This window comes from Mycoplasma pogonae (assembly GCF_054170725.1).
This window is the reverse complement of the sequence record NZ_JBSWZS010000014.1, coordinates 22,958-42,824: the sequence shown is the minus strand read 5'-3', so window position 1 is coordinate 42,824 and position 19,867 is coordinate 22,958. Positions and strand designations below refer to the sequence as shown.

Genomic DNA, 19,867 nt, shown 5'->3' with positions numbered 1-19,867 from the left:
TTTTTTTTTTTTTTTTGATGAAGTTTCCGCATTCCTGATTTAGATATTTGAAAAATTTAATTTCACATTTGTTTAGCGCCTAAAGATTGAGCCACTTCATTTTTATCTTTTTTAGTCTCTTTTTTTCAATTACTTCATTATAACTTTTAAAAAATAAACTTTTCTAGTTTGCCAATTTATTATAAATTTCTCATAATTCTGCATCTGAAAGTAGCTTAGGTTTTTGTCTACACATTTATTTTTCTTAAAAAATTTTCCTGTTTTTGATTCTAATATTTCTATATCATTAGATATTTCAAACCTAAATACTTTTTCTTAAAATTATGCTTTGTTTGCCTATTGTTTTTTCTATTAAATTCATTACAATATCATTTTTAAAATATGTGCAACTACCATAACTTTTTTCATACATGTCAAAAGCTTCTAATCATTCTAATGGTGCGCCATAATAAAAAATAAACTTCCAAGTCTCGAACGACCGAATATTGTATCGATTTTAAAATCATTTAAAGTTTACTTTTTTTTGTCCGTTTTTATATTACTATTAATTATATTGACAAATATAATTAACTACATTAATATTTATATAAATAAAATATAATAAAAATATAAAAATTAATATAACAAAAATATTTTATTTTATATAAAAAGGTTTTAAATATGGGTAAGAAAAAATGATTTAGTTTAATGGGTTTATCAATAATTTTTCCTAATGTTTTAATTGCTTGTGGAGTAAAAACTTCAAGTGTTCAAAATCCTGGTGAAGGTTACAATTGACAAGATGAGGCCAGAAATAAAATCAAAACTCCTAGCACCCCTAAAAATCTTGGTAATGTAACTTCTGATTCAAATCAGGTTTCAGCAAGTTTCCCTTGACCTGAACGAGAAGATCAAGGATATGAAAAAGTATGAAACTGAGTTCGTAATTTAGATAAGGTAATTGATTTAGAATCTCCTGGATTAAGAAACAATCCTGAAGCTTTTAAGGCTGCGTTGTTGGCTAAACATTATGAAGCAAAAACATTATTAGGAGATGTAGAATATTTAAGAAAAAACTGAGAATCTGTAAAAGATTTAAATAATGATTCATTAGCAAAAAGACTTATTATTTATCAAGATAAATTAACTAAAGATGAAAGTCACTTAGAACTTATTAAATATATGTATGAACCTAAAAGATTATTTAGTAATGAATTAAATGTAAAAGCTAAAAAATTTGATGAAACAGTTGATTTATCAGCTTTTAATTTAAGTGTTCCAATAGCATTACTTTCTGGACAAAGATATATAATAATTAAATATTTAGACGACTGATTAGATTTGCAAATTGCTTTTCTGACTTTAATTGATGAAAATGATATTGAAAAATCATTTAAAAATAATCAAACTAAATTTTTATCTCTTTTAACTGATTTAAATATATCCTCAGAATACGTTTTAAACCCAGAATTCAATCTTTCGATAGATAGCGAAAAGGTTTTTTTACAAGATTTAGATTTAGGGAATGATATTAATGATCGTGATATTTATAAGGAGGTTATTAAAGATGAAAATGAAGTATTTTTCCCATTAAAATCTAAAATTTTATCTTTTGTTAATTTGGGTATTTTGTCACTTGAAAATTCTTTATTAAAACAATTACCTAATAATACTATTTCTTTAATTCCAAAATACTTTTATCCTAAAATTAACCCCATTAAATTAAAAGAAAATTGAACTAAACAAGAAATCGAAGATTCTTGAAAGCAATTTTTAAATGATGGTAAAAATAAATTTCTTTTTTGACCTAAAGCTGAATTAAAATAATTTATTTTTAATGATACTAAAAATACATTAATAGCAATTTAAATTGCATTAGTGTATTTTTATTTTGAAAAATTAAAGGAAAAACATGAAATATGAACAAAATAATAAATTTTTAAGTATTATCCCAGTTGCTGCAATTGCAATTTAACTAATTTTCATAGCTGCTGCAAGTAAATATAATTTTCTAACATCATTGATGTTAGAAAATAAAGAAAAAACATTAAAAAAATAAATAAAAAAAATGGTGGAGATGTCGGGAATTGAACCCGAGTCCACACATTATTGCACTCATTGAGTCTACAGTTTAGAATTTTTTAATATTAATAAGTTATTCTAGTAAAAAATTCAAAATTTTGAAAACTTATCCAGTTGTAATTCTGCAAAATTTAACTGAGTCCTTCTGCATATCCCATCACACAGTGCAATGAACCGGGAGTTTCATTGACTGACTAGTTACAATTAAGCGTAAGCTAGATTTGAGTTGAATGAAGAATTAAAAGCTAATGCTGAATAATCTTCGTTTGATTTTTCTTTTCCGTTTTGAAAAAGCCTAGAAGTATTTATAGTCTACCACACTACTGCATCAAGGAGTTTATAATGCATGTCGAAGCCATTACACCCCCATTTTAGAAATTTCTCTCGCCATTTCACGCAGTGTATCACGTTCTTTGATTGTTTGGCGTTTATCACTTTTGTTTTTTCCGCGTGCTAAAGCTATTTCAATTTTAACAAAATTACGATTATTTCAATAAAGTTTTGTTGGCACAATTGTAAATCCATTTTGTTCTTGTTTCTCTTTTAAACGTTTAATTTCCCGCTTATTTAATAACAATTTCCGCGAGCCATTTTCTTCACCTTTGACTGCCATGTATAAAGAGATGTGAGCATTAATTAAAAATAATTCATTATTTTTAAAAGCTACAAAAGCATTTTTTAAATTTACATTTCCAGCCCGAATTGATTTTACTTCCCAACCTAGCAAACTTAATCCAGCTTCAAATTTTTCAACCAGTTCATAATTAAAGCGTGCTTGCTTGTTGTTTGTAATAACTTTCATAATTCCTTTCATTTTGTTAATTGAATGCTCTAATTATAACAATAAAAATTATTCAAAGCAGCAAATTTTTTTAATCCTTTTTAACAAATTTAAATTTTTAATAGTTATTTTTTTGGAAAAAAAATTAACTTAATTGAACTTTTACCAGAAATTGAATTAAAAAATTCATCATTATTCACAAAGAAGGTATAATAATTAAATATAAATAACGAAAGAATAAGGAAGTGATTATGAAAATCTTAGTTGAAAATAAGATTAAAGAATATTTAAAACGCGAAAAAATCGTCAAACCAGTCGATATTGAAGAACATTTTAATTTAACAAAAAGTACTACTAGAAGATATTTAATTAAATTAGAGCATGAAGGTTTTATTATTCGTAATTTTGGAGAAATTATTTACAATGAAGTAAAAATTCATAGTGAAAAAATTGCTTTTGAAGAAATTAATGTTAATAAAAATGTAAAACTTTCAATCGCTTCTACTGCAGCTATTTTAGCTAAAGATTATACTCATGTTTATATAGATGGTGGTTCATCATGTTACTACCTAATTGATAAATTAAATCGTTCAACCCATATTTATACTAACTCAATTTTTAATGCAATGCATGCATTAGAAATTGGTTTTACAGATGTTTATATTATTGGTGGGAAAGTTAAAAATAGGACCTTGTCTTCAATCAATCCTGATTTAAGACACTTGGAAAACTTGCGATTCCAAATTGCTTTTCTAGGAACTAATGGAATTGATGATGAAGGTAATTTATCAACTCCTGATATTAATGAAGGAATTATGAAAAACTTTATTGCAACCCATTCAGATTTAGTTGTAGTTCTAGCTGAAAAGCATAAATTTGGTCAAAAAGCATTTTATAACTTTACCCCAAAAAACAAAAACATCTTAGTAGTTACTAACTACAATACTAAAAAAGAATTTCCAAATTTATTTTTAATTAAAAATAAAGAGTAACAACAAAGGATTAAATTTGTAAAAAAAGAAAAAAATTTTTATCAAACTTAAATTACAAGGAATAGATTTTATGAAAATTTCAAATTTACTAGATAAAAATTTGATTTTTTTTAATCAAAAATTTAGCTCTAAAGCTGCTGTTTTGGAATTTATTAGCAAAACTTTAAAACAAAAAGGGTTTGCAAGAAGCGGTAAAAAAGTCTTAGACTTATTTTGAGAACGAGAAAATCAAATTTCAACCGGCGTGGGCGAAGGGATTGCTCTTCCACACATTCGTGATGATGTCATGAAGCAAAGCAAAATCTTTTTTGCTCAAGTGAAACCATTAGATTGAGATGCAGCTGATGGTCAAGATATTAACTACATTTTCGGAATTGCAATGACTAAAGAAGGTGGTGATAGTTCTCACCTTGAAGTTATTGCCAATTTATCAAAATTATTAATGAATCCAGATTTTGTAGCTGATTTAAAAACTATTAAAGCACCTACAAAATTAATTAAATTATTTGATAAATATGAACAAGCAATAGTTAAAGAAGTGGCAACGGCAGAAGAAAAAATTACCTCTTCAGTAGCACCTACAAAATCAGAAGCTTATGACATTGTGGCTGTAACTGCTTGTCCAACAGGAATTGCACATACTTTTATGGCGGCAGAAAAATTAGAACAAACTGCTAAAGCGCATAATTTGCGAATCAAAGTAGAAACTCAGGGTACTGAAGGAGCTAAAAATGTGTTAACTCCGGAAGATATTAAATATGCTAAAGGCGTGATCTTGGCACTTGATAGAGCGATTGATACCGAACGCTTTGCAGAACATTTAAATGTTATTGAAACTTCAACTCGCAAAGCGATTCATGAGCCTGAAAAATTATTTAAGCAAGTTAAAGAGGATGCTGGTAATAAATTAAAAAATGTTACTAAAGCAGCAGGTGATTCACAGCAAGTTGGAGAATTAAGTTTTAATAACTTTGGTAAAAATGCTTATCGCTCAATTTTAACTGGTGTGTCATACATGTTACCATTTGTTATTTTCGGAGGAATTTTCATTGCATTAGCATTTTTATTTGACATGATTTTTGTGGCTCAAATTGGGGCTATCGAAGCGGTGGGATCTAACTTTGGAAGTATTGCTAAAACATCGCAATGATTTATGTCATTAGGTGGTTTAGCATTTGGGATTATGGTGCCAATTTTATCGGCCTACATTACTTATGCTATGGTTGGTAAAATGGGATTATTACCAGGATTTTTAGTAGGTTTTATTGCTACTAAAAATTACAATGCCACTTGAACTCAAATTTCTGATGCTTTAGGATTAAATATTTTAGGTGGTGACGTTAACTCCGGATTTTTTGGTGCAATTGGAGGAGCTTTTTTAGCAGCAGCCATTTTAATTGTGTTACATAAATACTTATTTAACAAAGTTTCACAACAATGAAAAGGAATTGTTTCAATTTTAGTGGTGCCATTATTTGGAACAGCTTTAATTTTAGGGATTTTCTGATTTGTAAATATTCCATTACAATATTTAAATTTAGGCTTTACTAAATTCTTAGGCTTATTAGGTTCTAATCCATCATTATTTATATTATTAGCATTAGTAATAGGTTTAATGATGGCAACTGACTTAGGTGGACCAATTAACAAGGCAGCATATGTTTTCGGAACTGTTGCTTTAACAGAAACATTAAAAGACCCTGAAGTTGCAGCTAATGGTTCAGTAGCGATGGCAGCGGCTATTATCGCTGGAATGGTGCCGCCTTTAGGGATTGCATTATCAACTACAATTTCGAAAAAATATTGAAAAGATGAGGAAATTAAGGCAGCTAAAAGCAATTGAATTTTAGGATTTTCTTTCATTACAGAAGGAGCAATTCCTTTCACCGCAGCACGGCCAAAAGTGATGCTAATTTCTAACCTTGTTGGCGGGGGAGTTGCTGGATTATTAGTTGGAGCACTACAAGTTGGAGCACTAGCACCGCATGGTGGAATCTTTATTGCACCATTATTTAGAACTGGTTTAGCAAGTTCACTAGAACTATCAATTGGATTAGGAATTGTATTTATGCTAGTTGCTTTAATTGTTGGTATGTTTGTTCAAGCTTTAGTGTTACACTTTTTACTAAAACGTGAATTTGTTAAAAAAAATCAAGTTAAAGCTAACCAACCTGTAGCTGAAATTCAACAAAATCACACTTCAGTAACTAAGTAGTCATATATGATTTATACATTAACATTTGCTCCTTCGATTGATTATGTAATTGAAGGACAAGAATTTACGCTGCATAAAGTTAATCGATTTAATCATTTTCAACTTTTACCAGGAGGTAAAGGGGTTAATGCTTCAGTTGTTTTAACCCGCTTAGGATTTAAAAATAAAGCAATTAGTTTTTTTGATCAAGCTACACTTAATTCGATTCAGCACTTAATTGCTCAAGAAAATTTAGACTTCATCAATATTGCAAGCCAAGCTCGAACACGAATTAATGTCAAATTTTATGGTACTAATACTGAATTTGAATTAAACGGGCCTAAAATGCCATTAACAGAGCAACAATGGCAAATGTTGGAAGCGAAGTTGCAACAATTAACTAATGATGATTTATTAATTATTATGGGTTTGAGTGAAACGCCAGTGCTTATCAAAATTTTGGAAATCTTAAAGCAACGTCAAACTGCTTTTATCTTAGATGTTGATAGCTCTGATTTTCGAAATTTTTTGGCTTACCAACCATTTTTGATTAAACCTAACAAGGATGAATTAGAAAAAAATTTTAACATGACCATTAATTCAGAAGCGGATGTAATTATGGCATTGCAAATGTTGCAAAGACATGGAGCTCAAAATGTTATTATTTCTTTTGATTCTCATGGATCTTATTTATTGACAGCAGCCGGTGAAATTTATAAGGCTTTAATTACTAAACCATTAGCTAAAGTTGTTTCAGCTACCGGAGCTGGCGATACACTTATTTCAACGTTTGGAGCCTATTATTGAACAAAACAAAAAACTGCTGCAGAAGCGCTTCAAATTGCTTCTGCAGCGGCAATGGGCACTGTAGCACAAATGTGATTAACAACTGCAGAATTAACACAAAAATATTTTAATCATATTGCAATTACTGCAATTCATAAAGAAGGTAATGATGAAAAATAAATGACTAAAAATTTCAGCGATTTCAGCTTTAATTGCTTTGCCAATTTTAGGTGGAGTAATTGCTGTTGTTTCCGAAGCGGCTAGTTACCATCCTGTAGTAGCGGTTACCACAACAGAAACAACCGCTAAGGTAACGCTAAATAATTTATTAAGTCATGTTAATAAAAAGCAAGACTTAAAAGTAACAATCCAAAAATTAAATGATACTACTGCCAAAATTAATACTTATTTATTTAAAGCAGCAGATATTAAAACAAGCTTAACAGTTGATTTTAATGAATTAACTGCTAATACTAAATATAAATTAGTTGCTCAATTTGCAGACGCTGAAACACCATTTGCAGAGCAAGAGTTCAAAACAGCAGCAACTAATTAATAATACCAAAGTCAAAATATAAAACCTTCTCATACTTTGAGAAGGTTTTAATTGTTTTTTAGCTTAAATCATAGTTGTCTAATTCAGTTATTTGGTCTTGAGTAAGTTCTAATCAAGCTTCTAACAAACTTTTTTGTGCTCCGGGTACTTTGATTCCAATAAGCTCAACTTTAGCTGCGCCGTTATTTAAAATTTTAGCATTTTCATCATTAAGAGTATTATTGTCTCTATCACGAAATTGTGCGCTACCTCAAAAAATTCCAATCACCCTCCCATATTGATCTAAGGCCATAGATCCAGACATACCCTTACCAACGCGAGTATATAGTGAGGAAACTTGATAATTATTTCGTATTAAGGCATGGCGTTCAGGGTTGTTGCTATCATAATTATTATAATATACAATTTGATTATCAAGATCACCGGTATTAGAAAGTCAAGCGGAAGAACTATTATAAACTCATTGTGTTCCACCCAAATAACCGCCAATATGAATTTCTAGTTCAGTGTCATTTTGGTTAATAAAATTAAAATTATAATTATATTCACGTTGAGGTCATTTGAATGAATTATTAGTTTGTGTAATAAAACGTAATTTAGTTAAAGGATTTTGCTGTTGCTTTTCATAATAATGTACAGCATCGGGAATATTTTTTTCAATAATTTGGCCATTTTGATCAATTACATCAGCATCAAATTTAATTTTAATAACCGCCAAATCCATACCATATTGATTTGAAACATGGGCGCCAACATTATAAATTTTAAAACTTTCCCAAAAATGAGCATCATTGTTGATTTGTCTTAATTCTGAACTTTTTTGATTTTGATATTGTTTAGTGTATCTACGAAAATCATAACTATTGCGGTTTGTAATGAAAGGATTAATCGGAACAAGATTAGTTTTATCACCGCTTATATTATAAATTTCATCACGATCATTATATAAAGAATATGCAAAGCCAGAGATATTATTTCATTTAGCTTCAGCGTTTTCGACAACATGAATATTAGTAGCAATAAAATAAGTATTTTTTTCTTCTAAACTTTTATCAATCACCCATCCAGTACCACTATAAATATAAACCGAATTATCGTTATTGTTTTGTGCTAAAAATGATAAAGAAATGCTCCGCTTTTGAATTTCTTCGGCTAATGCTGTACTACTTTTAATAGCTAAATTTTGGCTATTAAAATCAGTTTCTTTGGAGTTAGTTTTAGCAAATTCATAATAAACACTATGTACTGTATTAGTTAAATCTACAAATTCCCAAATCATATAATTTTTATCATTAATTTTAGAAATAAGTGGATTTTTTAAATCAAAAATTTCAGTCACATCAAAAATATTATATTTTTCAAAAAGTTTTTGACTCCGGTGTTTATAAATTTCTTTTAGCTCTGAAATTACTTTGGCAAAGCGATAATTATAACGACTAGAGTCATTGAAAATTTGTAGCATATCATGGTAATCTTTTGGATTGGACAAACTAAATTGTTCAAGCAATTGGTTTTTTAAAAAATCTTTGTTATCACTAATAATTTGATTAAATAATTTGTTGTAATTATTTAATTTATAATGAGCATAATTTAATTTATTATCAATAGTTTTTTCAACTAAATAAATGTCACCATTTGCATTATTGTTAGCTTGATTAATGATGCTAATTACACTACCTTGAGATTTGGTTAAATCTTTTAAAAAAAGTTGTCCAAGTTGGTTAGAACTTAAGCTTGCTAAGTTAGCTGGTAACAATAATTTTTCTAATTCACTATCTAAATTTAACTTCCAGTTAGCCTGATTGAATTCAGTATTAATTAAAAAAACTTTACTCAAATTTTTAGTAGTATCAAAATTTGCTTGCAATTTTAACAACACGGCATATTGTTTTTTAACTTCATCTATGACTTCAACACTAGGAATTAAAGAATAATCATTGGGATTTGTAATTGCTTTTAAACTATAATTATTTTTAGCTAACTGCAAAAAAGATTGTGAAGTATCAATTACTTCTCAAAAATTTTCAGTTGTAAGTTTTTGGTTAGGGTTTTTTAATTTTAAATTTTTAATTTCGTTTAATCGATTACTAAATCACAATTCTTCAGTATTTACAAAATTTTGTTTTGCAACAAATCCACTTAAAACAATATTTTTAGTTTCATTTTTAGGACTAGTAGTATTTTTATCACTTAATTGCAATTCTAGTAATAAGGTTCCAGTATCATCATTTGCTGAATTTTTCACAACCGCAAAACTAAAATTGTAACGGCTTTTAATTTGGTTTTCACTTACATTAGGACGTAATGTTAATTTTAAATCATTAATTTTGATATTATTAACTATTTTATTAAATTGCGAAGCTTTAACATTACTATAAGCTTGACTAATTTCGGCTTTGACAATATCCTCGCCAGAAATATTGTAATTGGGAATGTTGATAGGATTGAGAAATTGACTCTTTCTAGCTTCATTAATAAAATAATAACCCGCCCCACCAGCGGAGACGATAATTACAAGTAAGCCAAACAACGATAATCATATCCTACTTCAAGGTTTTTTATTACTAAACAAAACCACTCCCTTTTTAAAACACCAAATAATTAAGTTTAAAATTAAAATTACTTTTAATTTTACATTATTTATTTATTAAAAAATACAAAATAGGATAAAATTTAATAGTAAGTTAAATTGGCTCATTGGTGAAATTGGTAGACACGGTAGACTCAAAATCTTCTGCTTCACGGCGTATCGGTTCGAGTCCGATATGAGCCACCATATGTAGTAATACACCATTTTAAATATTAAAGTGCTTTTTAGCATTTTTTTTATGCTTTGATTATAATTTAATTACTTATGAGTCATAAAAAAGTTATTTTTCATATCGATATTGATTCTTTTTTTGTTTCAGCTCAGCGTTCAATCAACCACTCACTTAAAAACAAACCAGTAGTGATAGCTTGGAATCGTCCTCGCGCCATTGCGACAGCGGTATCGTATGAAGCACGAAAACTAGGAATTGATGTAACTGACCCCGTTTTTAAATTAAAACGGAATTTTCCACATTTAATTATTGTAAATCCTAATTATGAACTTTATACTTATTTATCAACGATGTTTTTTGAACTTATTTCCAAAAAATGAACTACTAAAATTGAAATTATTTCAATTGATGAATGTTACTTAGATGTAACCGATTTAGCCCAAAAATATGGGAATTACAATTTAGCAAAAATGATGCAACAAACAATTAATAAGCAATTAGATTTGCCGGTATCAATTGGTATTGCTTGAAATAAATTTTTAGCAAAAATGGCGACAAATTTTGCCAAACCATTTGGAATTTGCGAATTAACCGAAACTAATTTTCAGCAAATTTTGTACCCTTTAAAAATTCATCAATTTTATGGAATCGGAAAATCTAGTGCTGATAAATTGCAACAAAGTGGAATTAAAACAATTGGTGATTTTGCTCGTGCTAACTTTGAAAATGAAACAATTCAAGCTATTTTAGGAAAGCGGGCTTTGAGTTTGAGAGCCAATGCATTAGGCAAGGGCGATGATAAAATCATTACTGAACGTAATGATTTAAAACAAATTGGTAATAGTGTTACATTTGCCCAAGCCTATTTAGATTCGCGGGCACTAATTTTAGATGTAGTGAAACAAATTTGTTTGAAAGTAGCAACACGATTAATTAATCGTAATAGTTATGCAACTGTTTTTACATTTGAATTTAAATTACAAAATCATAAAAATTTCACCAAACGCATTACAGTTGAAAAACCGCTGCATAATTTCGATGATTTATACACCATTGCCTTAAAACTTTTTGATAAATATTGGGATGAAAAACCGTTGCGTGGTATTGGTTTTTCAGCTGCTAATATTATTGATAATTTTCACCAAACAATTCAAATGACAATTTTTGAACAATCCGAAACTAAAACTACTTTAAAAGTGGCAAAAATTATTAATGATATTAATCAAAAATTTACTACTAAGCAAGTAGATTCATTGCAAAACTATGCTAAAAATTTTCGCAAGAAACAGGTGCAATCGCGATTGCTAGAAGAAGATTTTATTCTGAAAAAAAATTAAATTTTCTTGTATCATTTAAAAAATGAAAATAGCAATTTATGGTGGATCATTTAATCCGGTTCACAAAGGCCATGTTGCAGTTGCTAATGATGCAATTGAATATTTAGGCCTTGATAAACTTTATTTTGTTCCAAATTATCAAAATCCTTTTAAAAAAGGCTTGCAATATGTGTCTTCACAACACCGTATTGCTATGTTAAAATTGGTTCAACCTCCCAAAACAGTAATTTCAGAATTTGAAACTAATCGCAAAAATGTTAGCTATACTATTGACACAGTAGAGTATTTTAAGCAAAAATTTCCTAAAGCTGAGTTATATTTAATTATTGGTTCAGATAATTTACCAAAGTTAAATAAATGAAAAAAAATTGAACAAATTTCCCAAATCGCTAAGATTGTAGTATTTCGCCGTAGTAAAACAATTAATAAAATTAATTTAAAAAAATTTAAGTGTGAATTGTTAAATAATAAAATTTATGACTTTTCATCAACGGAATTTGTACATGGCAAATTAGAAGTTGCCGATTTAGCAGTGCGACATTACATCGGTCAACATTTTTTATATGCTGGTGAGATGTTAAAAAATGCAGTTGATGCCAAACGTCATAAACATTGTTTGGCAACAGGGGATTTAGCTGCTGAATATGCTAAACATTTAAAATATGATGCTCGTGATGCTTTTTTCGCTGGAATGATGCATGATTTAACTAAAAACATGCCATATGATGTTCAGCGTGATTTTTTGGCTAAGCATGGTTATGATCAGGGTCAATATCGAAATTATCAATTACACCAAACTACAGCTGCGGTGTGATTGGAAAAAGAATACTTTTTACCAAAACCGGAAATTATCCATGCCATTTCCATCCACACTTCATTAGCATTGGAATTAAAATCCGATTTAGATAAAATTGTGTTTATGGCTGATAAATTAGCACGAGGGCGAAAATTTCCGGGAATCCAAAAAGTTCGTGAATTGGCATTTCAAAATTTTGAAGCTGCTTTTAAAACGGTTGTGCAATATGTTTGGGATGAAAATAAAGCAGCAGGAATCGAAATCACTCCCGAACAAGAAGCGATTTATCTAAAGTGAATTAATCACAAATAATATTTACTAGTAACAATAAACTTAAAAAATATGCATTATAAAAATTTTGCAAGTTTCTATAATGCATATTTTTTTTGCTAATTTTTTATGAATTGTCAAAAATATTAACCACTTTATAAATTTAGATAAGTTTCTGCTTTAAATAGTGTTAAAATTAATAATGTTGAGTAATTTTTGATATTAAGTAATTTCAATATTCAAAAATTAATGCTAGAGCAAATATATTTAATATTAATAATAAAACTTGCTCAAAAGGAGTTGAGATGTTAAAAAAAGCTTTACATCCAAGTGTTGTGTTTGATTTAGATGGAACACTACTAAATTCACAACATCAAGTTAGTGAATTCAATTTAGAAATGATTAATAAGGTTCGTGCTAAAGGTTTTGAAGTATTCTTGGCTTCAGGACGCCCATGATATTTTATTAGTCAGACTTGATATACAGTTGGTTGTACAACGCCAATTATTTCTTGCAATGGCGCCTTAGTTTATGATGTAGTAAATCAAAAAACATTATTTGTTAATCCAATTGAAAAAACATTATCAGAAATGATTTATAAAAAACTAAAAAGATTAAAACTAAATTTTTTAGTTTATACTGATCAAGAAATGTACTATTGAATCTCACAAACTCCTAGTCAACGGATTAGTTGATTAGAATCAGAAATTGCTAATTCACGCCCGGAAGCGCGTTTTAATTTAAAAGCAATTGATGATAAATTCGATATCAAGGCTTTTGATATTGTTAAATTTTTAATTTTAGATAACGAAACACCAATTAAAAATATCGAAGCTTTAAAAGCAGATTTTGCAGATAAAAATGTGTATTTTATTAATTCCCAACCGGGAATTTGAGATATTATGCCCCAAGGTTCTGATAAAGGTGAGGGTTTAAAGTTTTTACAAAAATCTCGTTTATTAGATCTTGAAAAAACAATCGCTTTTGGTGATCAAGATAATGATATTCCCATGTTTAAAGTTGTTAAAACGGCTGTAGCAATGGGTCAAGCATCAAATCATGTACAGGCTAATGCTAATTATGCAACTGAAACTAATGATGAAAATGGTGTTGGGCAATTTTTAGAAAGATGATTAGAAAAATATTATTAATTACAAATGCAAAATTTAAATGAAATTCTTCGTCCTAAAACATTAAATGATATTTTAGGCCAAGAACATCTTAAACCACTCTTACAAGCTTTAATAACTCATGCTAATCCCATGTCAGTGATTTTTTATGGTCAAAGTGGGGTTGGCAAAACTTCATTAGCATTAATATTAGCACAAAATCAGACTCAAGATTTTGCTTTTTTTAATGCTGCAATTGAAAATAAAGCAGCATTAATAGAAAAAATGCAACAAGCTAAAGTTTTAATTATTGATGAGATTCATCGTTTAAATCGTGATAAGCAAGATTTGTTATTAGCAGCATTAGAAAAACAAACATTAATAGTTTATGCAACCACTACAGAAAATCCGTATTTTAAAGTTAATCCAGCAATTCGCAGCCGCATGCAAATTTTGGAATTACAAAAAATAGCACCGGAGTCAATGGTGATTGCTGTTAAAAAATGATTAAAAGAAAAAACAATTTTAAAATTCAGTGCAAATCAAAAAGTGATTGAAGCATTAGTAGATTATTCAAGCGGTGATTTTCGCAATTTAATTAATAATTTAAGCATTTTAAATTTAATTTATCAAAATAAAACAATCACAATTACTGATGTCCAAAAAGTATTGCCAAATATTAATTTTTATAGTGATAAAAATGGGGATGCTCACTATAATAATTTAAGTGCTTTTCATAAATCATTACGTGGTAGTGATGTTGATGCAGCTTTGTATTATGGAGCCTTAATTATTAAAAGTGGTGACATTGATGGTTTATGAAGAAGAATCATGGCAGTGGCATACGAAGATGTTGGGCTAGCTAATCCCAATATGGGAATTAAAGTTCAAGCTGCAATTCAAATATTTGAAAGATTAGGCGAACCCGAGGGTTATTTACCAATTGGACAAATAATTTGTGAATTAGCCTTAAGTCCTAAAAGCAATAGCACTTATTTAGCTTTTGCTAAAGCTCGTCAAGCTGTAGCAACTGGCAAAATTTATACCGTTCCCAAACATTTACAAGATAGTCATTATGCAAGTGCTTCTAAATTAGGAGTGGGGGTAGATTATTTATACCCCCATGACTATGAAAATCATTATGTGAAACAAATGTATTTACCAAAAGAATTACAAGGCACAAAATTTTATCAAGCCGCTAATAATAAACATGAGCAAGGCTTAGAAAAATTTTGGAATCAAATAAAAAATAAATAGCTATTTTTATAAAGCTATTTATTTTTTAATCAATAATTCACAAATTTTTAAGACTTTCTATGTCATTTTCATTTAAAAGATAAATCAAAAATTTAAATTTATTATATTCTTTAATTAAATCAGAATTACTAAAGCCATAAACTGTTGTACTTGTTGTTTTGGCTAATTTTTCAAAATCTACTAAATCAATTATTTTTTTAGCAATTTCATTATTACATTTAACAAATAGATATTGTCGATTTGGAATTAATTCATTTTCTTTTGTGATTTTTTTATTGTAATCATAATATCCTTGTCTAACAACTGCAAAATCTCATTTATAAATTTTTTTATTAAAATATTTTTTGGTTTGATCAGTGTTATTATGAATAAATAATTCAAAATCTTGATTATCTTTATTAGTTAGATTTGATTTGAGTCTTTTATCTTTTGTAGCTAATATAATATTTTCGTTAACTCAAATTTGAAAAACACAATTTACATTATAAGCTTTGTTATCAACTAAAAAAGCTTCTCTTTCCAAAGTTTCTGAGTATATTAATTTAGCATTTTTTTTAATTTGTTTTTGAACTGAGAAGCGATTAAATGTTTTAGGTAAAATCATCGCAACATAATCAGCTTCATTTAATCCTTTGTTTAAAAATTCAATCGCTAATTTAGCTCGTTTCCCAAAAGGTGGGTTCCCTATAATAAAATTTTTTTTATTGTAATTAATTTTTGTTTTTAAGTAATCAGATTTAATGATATCTTCTGATTTTGGATCTATATCATATGACTTAATTTTGTTACTTCTAATATTTTGTTTTTTTAGTGCATGAATAAAATTTCCCGTTCCGGCTGATGGTTCTATAAAATTAAAATTTTTAGTGCTTGGTAACAAATTGAATATTTTAGTAACTAACTTATCACATATTTTTGGATTAGTATAAAATTGATCTAAATTTTTATTCATTTTATTCCATTGCTTTTCTTTTTAAATTTTCTATTGTTTCTAAAACATTTTTTTCTCATTGCTTTTCATTAGCTATTTCGAAAATACTTAAATTATTATTATTTTCTTTTGTGCTAAATTTAAGATCGTAGTTATAGTCTTTTCTTATGTATGGTTTTAATCCGAAAGGATTGGAATCCATTTTTCTTTTTAGATTCAATATATCATTTTTAGTTTTTTGTAATAACTCCATTTCTTTTTCTGTAAGTTCATGAAAAAAATTTACTAAAATACCTCTAGCTTCATCACTAACGAAATCATCTCCTTGAAAGAAAGTTAAGTTTTCACCATTTTTTCCATATATGTATATACTATTGTTTTTAGGTAAATTTGAATTTCATTTTGGCATACTTTTTGTGTTTTTTCCATTTTTATCTTTTGTATATTTAATTTCCAATGGAAAAATGTATTTATCACAGAAAATCAAAATATCAGGAAAATTTTGTGATCCATTAAATTGAAATATAAAATTTTGATTTATTTCATCAAAAGGATTAGTTATAAATTCCAGATTTTGTTCTTTTGACAAAATATTGTTTTTTAAATTGTTTAGTTTATTTGTTACATATTTTTTATCTTTATCAATTAAAATAGATATTTCTTCTTCTTTGTTTTTGCTGGATATTTCAGTAAATTTAAATTTTTTTAATGCTGATTTTATTGATTCTTCAAATTGCTCACCCTTCATTGCTGAGTTGTATAATATTTTTTTATTATCTTGAATGTGTTTAAAAAAATTTAATAAATCATTTCAGCGTGACTCTCTCTCTCTCTCTCTCTCTCTTGTCTATTTATTTCTTTTATTAATTTAATATTTTTCATATTTTTCTCTCTTCAATATTGCTGCAAATCTTATATTTAGAATTAATTCAAATATTTTTGTGCAAATTATACTATGCAAAATTTTTATGAAACTAATTTATTTTTTTCAAAAAACATTTTTAAATAAAATTTTAAAAATGTTTTTTATAATTAAATAGCAAATTTTAATGTAATATTTAAAATTAAAATCATACAAAACTTCAATTCCTGTAAGGAGGTAAAAAAGTGACTAAAAAGTCTAAAAAAATAGGTTTTTTAACAGCCATGGCTGTGTCAGTCGGAACAGTAATTGGTTCGGGAATATTTTTTAAAAATAGAACCGTTTTAGAACACAATGGTGGTGATTTAGCCTTATCAATATTGTCATGAATTATTGCAATAATTGGGATTCTAGCAATTGCGATTTGTTTAATTGAAATGTCAAGTAAAATTAATGATAATAAAGGTATCTTGGCGTGGGTAAAAAAGTTTACTAAAACTTTTTTATTAAGATCAGCAACAAATTATTGATTACTATTTTATTTACCAATTACAATAGTTTCAATTAGTGTATATACCATTAATGCAATTCAAGATTTAATTCCAGGGTGAAAACCTGATGGGTGATTAGTTACATTGATGGCTTTTGGAATTTTTTTATGACTTGCAATAACTTCTTATATTTCGGTTCGTGCTTCAGGAAGTTTGCAATGAATTTTTACAATATTTGGAAATATTATTCCTTTAACTATCATTCCAATTATCGCTATTGTTTTAGGAGCTAAGGGTGATATTGTAGATGAATCAGGTAATGTAATAACAGCATTAAGTGGTATTAAAAGCGCACCAGGATTTTCGAGTGTTACACCATTTTTAGGATTAACAATGGCAATTCCTTCAATTATGTTTTCTTTTGATGGTTTTTACACAATTACTTGTTTAAAAAGTGATATGAAAGAACCAAAAAAAGTTTCAACTATAATGATGTTTTCATTAATTTTAGTATCAATTTTATATTTAATGACAACAATTGGATTAATTGTAGGTTCAACTAATGGAACAATTAATGGAGTAAATATTTATCCAGCTTGATTTAAAAAGACATTACAAGCATTGATATCAATCGCTGTGTTATCAACTTTAAATGGTTACACTATTAGTGCTACACCAAACTATTTGGCTTCTTATCAAGAAAAAGAATTACCACTTTTTACATATGTAATTGATAAAATCAAAAAAGTTTTTAAAATCAAAAAAGATTTAAATGCAATTTTTATTTTCTTTATTGGTTTAATAGCCATTGCATTTGTATTAATTGCTTCATTAGGATTAGGATTGTGAAGAGAAAATAATAAATCAAGAGAAGAACAATATGGTGAAGTAGCTAATTTATATCAGACAATCAATTTAGCCTCTTCATTTGTGTCAATTATTGCATATTTATTTATTGGAATTTCAGTTTTAGGAGCTTTTATTAATCGATTTAAAAAATTTACTGATGTAAAACATAATAAATGATTTATGCCAGCCGCAGTAATTGCAATTATCTTTACTTTTGGAGCGTTTTTATTTTTCTTAATTGGTTCAATTAGCAACATTTGACTAACTGATGGCGATGATTTTAAAGCCTCACTTGTATCAATTATTATTCTAATAATAACTATTGTAGTTTCGCTATTGCTAGCAATTCCTAAAAATAAAAGTATGTAAAATTAAACTATGTAAATCATAAAAATAATTTGATGTTGTTGCATTCGCTTTTTTAAAAAAGTTGTAAAAATATTAATGTATTATAAACAATTGAATCAAAATTTAATATTACTTTGAATTTATTAATTTTAATTATTATTTTTTATATAATTTATAAAACATTTTAAATAAAGATGCATTTTTTTATTTAATTTAAATTATAAGGGAATAATATGTCAGAAAAAATTTTATTTGATTTTGAAAATAATAAAATCATCGAAAAAGATTCTTTTGATTATGAAAAAGAAATTCAAAAAATAGTTGAAAAAAACATGTTTCAATTATTTAATGTTAATATTTTAAAAACTGAACTAACTTTTAATGATTTTTATGGTAAAGGCAGAACTGATACTATAGCAATTGATAATGATGGCAATATTGTAATATTTGAGTATAAATTAAAATCAGGTACAGATATAATTGTGCAAACTTTAAATTACAAAGAATTAGTTCAAAAAAATTATCATATTTTAGTTAATTTAGTACTAAAAGAATATCCTAAATTATTTAAAAAATTCACAAGTAAGAATAATATTACCGTAAAAATAGTTTGCATAGCAAATAGATATGATAATAAATACATTAAGGCCGTAAAAAGTGATGTAAATATTAAAGAGTATGTCACATTAGTAACATATACAAAATATAGAGAAACATCATTAATTAGTTTTGATATTGTAGCAGGAAAAAAACTTTTAAATAATAGCGAAAAAAACATTATCAATAAAAAAACTAATAACAAAAATGAAGTTAGTTATGCAATAGAAACTAAAAGACTAAATAACTATAATAAATTTTATCCGGAGATTAATGGTGATAGAAAATTGATACTTGAAAAAATGCTAAACTATATTAGTAGCTTTGTTCCTAATTATGTAGAAAATCATTGAATTCATTGAACTAATATTTGCAATAAAAACAAAAGAATAATTATTTCTTACGAAATAAGACAAAAAACAATTTCAGTTTGAGTGAATATTAAATATGACACTAATAAAATGAAAGATATAAAAAAAATTGAAAATTTATCAGGTAAAGGTCATTGAGGAAGTGGTGAAGTTAAAATAATTCTTAAAACATTAGATGATTTTGAAATAATAAAACCATTTATCAAAGAATCAATTGATAATGATTAGTTTAAATATTTTTTTATTATTCAATTCATAAACAAATTTTTAAAACATAATATTTAAAGAACCAAATCATTTATAAAAATATTTTTTACTTACCCCAAAAAATTAAACTTTATATTTTGCATATTTGAATGATCCACGAATTCAAGAAAGGTCATTTTATTTAATCTAATTAATATTTTTTTATGATTATAATATTTAATTTATTTTTTGATTGCTGCATATAAATTTTTAACGTCTTTAATTTTTTTTATACTCATAAAACATCCCTATTTTTAAAATCCCAAAAAAG

At 27.2% G+C, this 19,867-nt stretch carries 15 protein-coding genes, 1 tRNA gene and 1 other RNA gene; 12 read left to right on the top strand and 5 right to left on the bottom strand.

Going from position 1 to position 19,867, the window contains the following annotated elements; all coding sequences use genetic code 4:
- The first annotated feature begins 660 nt into the window (after positions 1-660).
- A complete protein-coding gene (locus tag ACW95P_RS04460) occupies positions 661-1,806 on the top strand; it encodes a hypothetical protein (RefSeq protein WP_457962051.1) in 1,146 nt (381 codons plus the stop codon).
- A 242-nt stretch (positions 1,807-2,048) separates the two neighbouring features.
- Here ACW95P_RS04460 and ssrA read toward each other — a convergent pair.
- Both ssrA and smpB read right to left on the bottom strand, forming a co-directional pair.
- Positions 2,049-2,429, bottom strand: a transfer-messenger RNA (tmRNA) gene (ssrA, locus tag ACW95P_RS04455).
- Complete coding sequence (smpB, locus tag ACW95P_RS04450; RefSeq protein WP_457962050.1) at positions 2,420-2,875, bottom strand: SsrA-binding protein SmpB; 456 nt, start codon at positions 2,873-2,875, stop codon at positions 2,420-2,422. The genes ssrA and smpB overlap by 10 nt, the downstream gene beginning before the upstream one ends.
- A 218-nt stretch (positions 2,876-3,093) precedes the next feature.
- Here smpB and ACW95P_RS04445 point away from each other — a divergent pair, with 218 nt between their 5' ends.
- From ACW95P_RS04445 to ACW95P_RS04430, 4 genes are all read left to right on the top strand, one after another.
- Complete coding sequence (locus ACW95P_RS04445) at positions 3,094-3,834, top strand: DeoR/GlpR family DNA-binding transcription regulator (RefSeq protein ID WP_457962049.1); 741 nt, start codon at positions 3,094-3,096, stop codon at positions 3,832-3,834.
- 70 nt (positions 3,835-3,904) lie between these two features.
- On the top strand, positions 3,905-6,049 hold the full coding sequence (locus tag ACW95P_RS04440; protein ID WP_457962048.1) for a PTS fructose transporter subunit IIABC: 2,145 nt from the start codon (positions 3,905-3,907) through the stop codon (positions 6,047-6,049).
- 6 nt (positions 6,050-6,055) lie between these two features.
- A complete protein-coding gene (locus ACW95P_RS04435) occupies positions 6,056-6,994 on the top strand; it encodes a 1-phosphofructokinase (RefSeq protein WP_457962047.1) in 939 nt (312 codons plus the stop codon).
- Positions 6,984-7,370: a hypothetical protein gene (locus ACW95P_RS04430; protein WP_457962046.1), complete on the top strand. Its 387-nt coding sequence runs from the start codon at positions 6,984-6,986 to the stop codon at positions 7,368-7,370. The genes ACW95P_RS04435 and ACW95P_RS04430 overlap by 11 nt, the downstream gene beginning before the upstream one ends.
- Before the next feature lie 58 nt (positions 7,371-7,428).
- On the opposite strand, the gene ACW95P_RS04425 is transcribed toward ACW95P_RS04430, so the two are convergent.
- Positions 7,429-9,942 (bottom strand): DUF31 family putative serine protease, encoded by a 2,514-nt coding sequence (locus ACW95P_RS04425; RefSeq protein ID WP_457962044.1) that lies wholly within the window; start codon positions 9,940-9,942, stop codon positions 7,429-7,431.
- A gap of 119 nt (positions 9,943-10,061) precedes the next feature.
- Here ACW95P_RS04425 and ACW95P_RS04420 point away from each other — a divergent pair.
- The 5 genes from ACW95P_RS04420 to ACW95P_RS04400 all read left to right on the top strand — a co-directional run bounded on the left by ACW95P_RS04420 (position 10,062) and on the right by ACW95P_RS04400 (position 14,901).
- Positions 10,062-10,146 (top strand) — tRNA-Leu (locus ACW95P_RS04420).
- Between the two features lie 78 nt (positions 10,147-10,224).
- Positions 10,225-11,469 (top strand): Y-family DNA polymerase, encoded by a 1,245-nt coding sequence (locus tag ACW95P_RS04415; RefSeq protein WP_457962043.1) that lies wholly within the window; start codon positions 10,225-10,227, stop codon positions 11,467-11,469.
- Between the two features lie 22 nt (positions 11,470-11,491).
- Positions 11,492-12,577, top strand: coding sequence for a nicotinate-nucleotide adenylyltransferase (locus tag ACW95P_RS04410; protein WP_457962042.1), 1,086 nt, complete (start codon positions 11,492-11,494; stop codon positions 12,575-12,577).
- A 263-nt stretch (positions 12,578-12,840) separates the two neighbouring features.
- The gene (locus ACW95P_RS04405; RefSeq protein ID WP_457962041.1) at positions 12,841-13,686 is read left to right on the top strand and encodes an HAD family hydrolase; all 846 of its coding nucleotides are present in this window, start codon (positions 12,841-12,843) and stop codon (positions 13,684-13,686) included.
- Between the two features lie 6 nt (positions 13,687-13,692).
- On the top strand, positions 13,693-14,901 hold the full coding sequence (locus ACW95P_RS04400) for a replication-associated recombination protein A (RefSeq protein ID WP_457962040.1): 1,209 nt from the start codon (positions 13,693-13,695) through the stop codon (positions 14,899-14,901).
- A 25-nt stretch (positions 14,902-14,926) separates the two neighbouring features.
- Here the strand turns inward: ACW95P_RS04400 and ACW95P_RS04395 are convergent, their stop codons facing one another.
- Together ACW95P_RS04395 and ACW95P_RS04390 are read right to left on the bottom strand one after the other, a co-directional pair.
- Positions 14,927-15,853: a DNA methyltransferase family protein gene (locus tag ACW95P_RS04395; RefSeq protein WP_457962039.1), complete on the bottom strand. Its 927-nt coding sequence runs from the start codon at positions 15,851-15,853 to the stop codon at positions 14,927-14,929.
- A gap of 1 nt (position 15,854) precedes the next feature.
- Positions 15,855-16,580 (bottom strand): hypothetical protein, encoded by a 726-nt coding sequence (locus ACW95P_RS04390; protein ID WP_457962038.1) that lies wholly within the window; start codon positions 16,578-16,580, stop codon positions 15,855-15,857.
- A gap of 359 nt (positions 16,581-16,939) precedes the next feature.
- Between ACW95P_RS04390 and ACW95P_RS04385 the strand changes: the two genes are divergently transcribed.
- Positions 16,940-18,403 (top strand): amino acid permease, encoded by a 1,464-nt coding sequence (locus ACW95P_RS04385; RefSeq protein WP_457962037.1) that lies wholly within the window; start codon positions 16,940-16,942, stop codon positions 18,401-18,403.
- Between the two features lie 212 nt (positions 18,404-18,615).
- Positions 18,616-19,578 (top strand): hypothetical protein, encoded by a 963-nt coding sequence (locus ACW95P_RS04380; protein WP_457962036.1) that lies wholly within the window; start codon positions 18,616-18,618, stop codon positions 19,576-19,578.
- The last annotated feature ends 289 nt before the right edge of the window (positions 19,579-19,867 follow it).